Raw genomic sequence first — 5,852 nt, forward strand, 5'->3', positions numbered from 1 at the left:
GAACATGTCAAAACAGTCGGGGTTCAGTCTTTCATCAAGAAGTTTTATGAAGCTATGACCTATAGTGAGTTGGATACAGGGCGGCTTCGCCGGCTGACCGAATCTCCCGGTCAATTGCGACTAGTGCGCGAAGAAAATTGGAAAACAAGCCGTTTGGCGGCATAGCGAATTGAACTGATACAGACAGCTTAGGCAGCGGTTGCGCGGCGCTACTCGTCTTTCCGTTGAAGATGTCCGGCATGCTAAAACGAGCAGAAACGGTTTAGTTAAGGATGTGTTGATACGGATAAACCGGTGATTTTTGGAATAACCGAATAGGCAATAGTTGCGAAAACGTCAATTCCAGACCCCGCAAGATTTAAAAAACATTTTCATGCGTCAGCTCTGGCCCGCCGCGTAGTTTGTTGACATTTATCGTCTCGTGTTGTTAAAATATATTAATCCTGCACGTTTTTACTTGTTAGAGGGTACGGTCATAGCCAGATCCAAGTCTCTGAACCGGAGGTTTGATTTTCTGCTTAGGGCTTGTACAAACTTAAGGAGGAATTGCTATGAGCAGGCGGCTTTTTACCTCGGAGTCAGTGACCGAGGGGCATCCTGATAAAGTTGCCGACCAAATTTCAGATGCGGTATTAGACTCAATTTTTGAAAGTGATCCTATGGCCCGCATTGCTTGCGAAACCCTGGTTACCACGGGGTTGGTCCTTGTTGCGGGCGAAATTACCACCAACTGTTATATCGACATACCCAGGGTGGCCAGGGATACTATACGCGAAATCGGCTATACCAGAGCCAAGTATGGTTTCGATTGTGACACCTGCGCGGTTATCACTTCAATTGATGAACAATCCTGCGATATCGCCCGGGGGGTGAACCGGGCGCTGGAAACCAGGGAATGTGAAGAGGGTGTCGATGAATTCGATTTAACCGGCGCTGGTGACCAGGGTATGATGTTTGGTTATGCTACCGATGAAACGCCGGAATTAATGCCGTTGCCTATCGCGCTGGCGCACCGGTTGGCCAGGCGCCTGGCTGAAGTACGGAAGGGCAGGATTGTTCCTTATCTGCGGCCGGACGGCAAAACCCAGGTTACAGTCGAATACGAAAACGGCCGCCCTCTGCGGGTGGATAACATTGTTGTTTCGACTCAGCATCACCCCAGGGTATCATTGGAGGAAATCCGGCGGGACGTGCTGAAGGAAGTAATAAAGCCAATCGTGCCGGATGAATTTCTGGATGCGGGAACCAGGTTTTTTGTAAACCCGACCGGACGCTTTGTGGTTGGCGGTCCTCAGGGTGATACCGGCCTGACCGGCAGGAAAATCATAGTGGATACATACGGCGGTATGGCCAGACACGGCGGTGGCGCTTTCTCCGGCAAGGATCCTACTAAGGTTGACCGCTCCGCCAGTTACGCCGCCCGTTACGTTGCTAAAAACATTGTAGCCGCGGGTCTGGCCGATAAGTGTGAATTTCAGGTTGCTTACGCGATTGGTGTGGCCCACCCGGTTTCAGTCATGGTCGAGACCTTCGGCACAGGTAAAATTGACGAGCAACTGCTGGTAAATCTGGTGCGACAGCATTTTGACCTGCGCCCGGCGGCCATTATCAAGGAACTAGACCTGCGCCGGCCTATTTACAAGAAAGTAGCGGCCTATGGACATTTTGGCAGGAACGACCTCGACCTGCCCTGGGAGCGCACCGATAAGGCGGAGGCGCTCAGGCGTTCGGCGGGTCTCTAGCTAAGAGCGGTTATTTATCAATTTGGTTTCAGTTAATATCACCCCTGAAGTCCTGTCTGCATAGTTTGCATAAAGGACACGGGGGTGAGTTTTTTGAAGTTGTTCATACTGTTACTGGCGTTGCTTCTTCTGGCCGGGTTTTACTTGATCAGAAGAATTGGGCTCGCAAGCAGGCGTCAGACATCTTCCGGCAGGATCAAACTGGTGATAACAGTTAAAGATCAGGAGCCATGGGTTGAAGGTTTCGTGCGTAAGCTGTATTCCCTAGTTAAAAATAATTCCAGGTTGGATGTGGTAATCGTTGACAACTCCTCTTGCGACCGCACGCCAGATATTCTAAAACGGCTGGCCGGGGTATATCCTTTCAGGTTTTTAAATACTTGTGAATCCGGTAGCTGTGGTACTACCGGCTCCAGTTCGCAAGAAGGTGAATTGAACGGCGCTATGCACTTTGACGTAAGAGGGCTGAGCGGGAAAGATCTGCTGGATGCGCCTCTATTTTACCGTCTCTCCCATCTAAACGAAGGTAAATCGTAGATTAAAGTCGAAATATGAGTTAGGGTTTTCCCGTTGTTTACGTGAGATAAGCGGGGTGCATTTCAGTGCGTTCAAGGCAGGGAGCAGTTCACGTCATATATTCCTGGCTGGTAGTTGGACTGGCTGTGTGGCAGCTGGCCGGCCTCTTCCCCGCGCTGGAACTGGACAGCCTGCGGGAGCTGCTGACAGTGGTTTTCCTGGGTGTGCTGGCTGAGTGCCTGGCGGTCCCCTTCCCGCACGGCCAGCTTTCAGGTGGCTTTGCCCTGATCCTGTCCAGCTTTTTAATCTACGGGCCGGCTGCAGCTGTCTGGGTAAACGGCCTGGCCGCCCTGATCGGGCAGGGTATCGCCAACCGGGGCAACCCCGTGCGGACCGTCCTTTTTAACGCCGGGCAGTATACGCTGGCGGCAGCGGCGGCGTGTTTACTTTTTCAACTGAGCGGCGGCGTCCAGGGTTTGGTCGGGATTACCAATATTTTCCCCCTGCTTATTTTCACAGCCGCCTACGTTACGGTCAACCACCTGCTGGTTTACCTGTACCTGCTGCCGCGCAGGCACAGCAGTACCGGGCGCCTGAATTGGTCGGACGCTATCAGGTGGGACGGGCTGACCTATCTGTTTACTGTGCCCCAGGGTATTCTTATCGCCATGATCTATAAATATACAGGGCTTACGGGAACTTTGACGCTGTTTTTTGGAGTGTTGGCCCTCCAGTTTTTTCTGCGTTTTTATGTCCGTCTGCAGGTGACCAATAGGGAGCTGACCACCTTTTATCAGGTAGCCAGGTTTTTAGAAGATAAACCAAGCCCGGTAAAATTAATGGAGATGGTTTTAAGAAATACCAAAAAGGCAGTGCCTTTTCACAACGGGGTGGCCTACCTGCGCCAGGAGGAAGAAGAAGCCTGCCTGCCTGCCGCGGCCACCGGCCCGTATGCCAAACAGCTTTTGGCCACCACTGTATTTGTGGGGGAGGGGATTATCGGCCAGTCCCTGGAAAACAGGAAGCCGGATATAGTTTTCGACACCAGGAACGACCCCCGGGCCAGACATGAGGAAGGATTATGCCAGGTCATGCGCTCGCTGCTGATCATCCCCCTGTTTTCAGGCAGGGACGCCCTGGGAGTTATCGTGCTGGGGGAAAAACGACCGCTTGCTTTTGATGAAAAACACCTGCATATTATGACCGTACTGGCCGGGCAGGCCTCTATCGCTTTAGAAAACTCCGTCCTGCGCCAGCGACTGGATCAAGCCGTGTCGCGGGATACCCTGACCGGGCTGTTGAGCTTCAATTCATTTTCCTCGATGGCATCTGAAATATGTGAGAGCTCAAGGGAGTCCGGATTTACAGTCGGTTTGATCATATTGGATATAGACCGCTTCAAAGCTTTTGACCGGCATTACGGCCGCGAGGCCGGGGAAATGGCTCTGGAGGAACTGGCCCTGTTAATCGTGAGCAGCATCCGTACAGATGATATTACCGCGCGCTACGGTGGTGATGAGTTTGCCCTGCTGCTTCCCGGCGCGGGAGGCCGCCGCCTGCATGAAATTGCTGAAATCCTCTGGAGAAAGGCGCGGGAACACACTTTTCTCCGGGATGAAGGTCGCTCTGCCAGGTTGACTGTGAGTGTGGGCCTGGCAGAGTTCCCCCAGGACGCCGGCGATGCGGCCGGCCTTTTTAGAGCCGCCCAGCGAGCCCTGGACAAGGCCAAGGCTGCCGGAGGCGACTGTGTTGAATCAGCCGCCGTACTTATCGGCTAGCAGCAAATGGTAACAAATGGGAACGTTCTTTTTCTGGTAAGTTATGCTACGTGATAACGGAACTTGCCTTGTCTGGTAATGTGTGGTAAAGTTGTTATGAGGTGATAAATGTGCCATGGCAAGCCAGAGAAAAGAGTGGGATAGTTAACAATGAAAGTTACTTGTTCGGGTTAAGCCGCTGCATACATAATAATCCGGTAAGGGCCGGAATTGTGAAATACCTCATGAGTACGATTGGATGAAGTTGCTGTGGAAAGCTTTGCTCAACCTGGTTTTCCCCGAGGGACCGGAGTGCCCCTTGTGCGGCGGCCGGCGCCGGGGGGAGGATGTTTGTGGGAAGTGCCGCAAGATCATTGACGGTTACGGGAAGGAGCCTTACTGCGCCAGGTGCGGCCGCTATGCCGGGAAAGGAGCGGTTTTTCCGTCAGTAGCGGTCCATTTTTGTTATGAATGCCGCAAACATAGCTGGCCTTTTGTCCGGGCCAGGGCGGCCGGGCCATATGAGAGTGTTTTGAAAGACGCTATTCACCGGTTTAAGTATACGGGGCGCCGCAGCCTGGCCATCTGCCTGGCGCGTCTGATGGCGGAAGCAGCCTGCGCCGGTCCTGTATTCCCCCATCTCGACCTGGCCCTGCCTATGCCGTTATCGAATGAGAAGCTCCGGCGGAGAGGGTTTAACCAGGCAGCCCTGCTGGCGAAGGAAGTTGGCTCGCTGCTGCAGATACCTGTAAGCGAGGGGCTGCTGGTAAAAGATTTTGAGACAAGCCCGCAGGCCGGCCTACCCAGAGCCGCCAGGGAATCCAACCTGATGGGCGCCTTCAGAGTGACAGATTCCGGTGCTCTTCGGGGCAGGAGTATCCTCATAATCGATGATGTTTTCACCACCGGCAGCACCATGTCGTCAGCAGCCTCTGTTGTTCGCAAAGCCGGGGCAGGACAAGTGTTTGCCCTGACTGCCGCCGCCGGCAGGTATTTCTGAAGTTTCTACAAAAAACGTGCCAGGCTTTTACATAAAATGACATCTATTTTGGGAGAATTCTAATTTACTAACATTAAAAACTGCTGAATTTATAAGTTATTAACAACATTATCCACATTATCCACAGGTTTTTCTGCACAAACGGCTTTCAACAAGTAATTTTTCGACATTTTGAAGAGTCCCTTAACAGTAATTTAAATTTACCGGAAAAGGGCCTGTTGAATCAAAAAACAAGTTTTTTAAACTGTCGTGATGGTTAACAAAGGTTCAAATCAGAGCTGACGCATGAATCTAAAGATTTATAACTGACAAGGTTTATAAGAGTTGGGGAGAAAAAGTTTTTCGCAAAATAGCACTGGACACCACAAAATAAATATGAGACAATAGTGTGGGAAATTTTAAAAAGGAGCCACACTATGACGATACATGAAGATTGGCCTGAGGAAGTTCTCTTGAACGGACGCATTTTTACAAGGGAAGAACTGGAACACATTAAGGAAGTGATCCGGTTGTTTCCCCGATTGAGTCAAAAGGAATTGGCGCATACGCTATGTGAAACCCTGTCGTGGTATGGACCAAACGGGAAACCAAAGCTGGAATCTTGCCGCGAGTTACTGCGAAAGCTGGAGGCGAAGGAATGGATTCGCCTTCCGGAAAAAAGAAAGGCGACTTCTTCAGGGAAAGAAACAGTCATCATCGGAACTGCTACCGAACCAGAAGAGGAACTAAGAGGGAGTGTGTCGGCGTATGCTCCCATCCAACTAGAGCCGGTACGGGTTCAAAAAGAGATTCGTCTGTGGAATGAATATGTCGAACGTTATCATATGCTCGGATACA

At 51.4% G+C, this 5,852-nt stretch carries 5 protein-coding genes; all 5 read left to right on the top strand.

Annotated elements, in window-relative coordinates:
• The first annotated feature begins 551 nt into the window (after positions 1-551).
• Complete coding sequence (gene metK, locus Pmgp_RS18585; protein WP_134216082.1) at positions 552-1,742, top strand: methionine adenosyltransferase; 1,191 nt, start codon at positions 552-554, stop codon at positions 1,740-1,742.
• A gap of 93 nt (positions 1,743-1,835) precedes the next feature.
• On the top strand, positions 1,836-2,279 hold the full coding sequence (locus tag Pmgp_RS18590; protein ID WP_134216084.1) for a glycosyltransferase family 2 protein: 444 nt from the start codon (positions 1,836-1,838) through the stop codon (positions 2,277-2,279).
• A gap of 65 nt (positions 2,280-2,344) precedes the next feature.
• The gene (locus Pmgp_RS18595; protein ID WP_134216086.1) at positions 2,345-4,036 is read left to right on the top strand and encodes a sensor domain-containing diguanylate cyclase; all 1,692 of its coding nucleotides are present in this window, start codon (positions 2,345-2,347) and stop codon (positions 4,034-4,036) included.
• A 238-nt stretch (positions 4,037-4,274) separates the two neighbouring features.
• The gene (locus tag Pmgp_RS18600) at positions 4,275-5,015 is read left to right on the top strand and encodes a ComF family protein (protein WP_134216088.1); all 741 of its coding nucleotides are present in this window, start codon (positions 4,275-4,277) and stop codon (positions 5,013-5,015) included.
• A gap of 416 nt (positions 5,016-5,431) precedes the next feature.
• Positions 5,432-5,852: hypothetical protein (locus Pmgp_RS18605; RefSeq protein ID WP_205078061.1), on the top strand; the 421-nt coding region annotated here is incomplete at its 3' end.

The sequence above is a fragment of the Pelotomaculum propionicicum genome (assembly GCF_004369225.1).
GTDB lineage: Bacteria > Bacillota > Desulfotomaculia > Desulfotomaculales > Pelotomaculaceae > Pelotomaculum_B > Pelotomaculum_B propionicicum.

Coding starts and splice junctions, on each gene's coding strand:
- metK (WP_134216082.1), top strand. CDS start 552: ATGAGCAGGCGGCTTTTTACCTCGGAGTCAGTGACCGAGGGGCATCCT.
- Pmgp_RS18600 (WP_134216088.1), top strand. CDS start 4,275: ATGAAGTTGCTGTGGAAAGCTTTGCTCAACCTGGTTTTCCCCGAGGGA.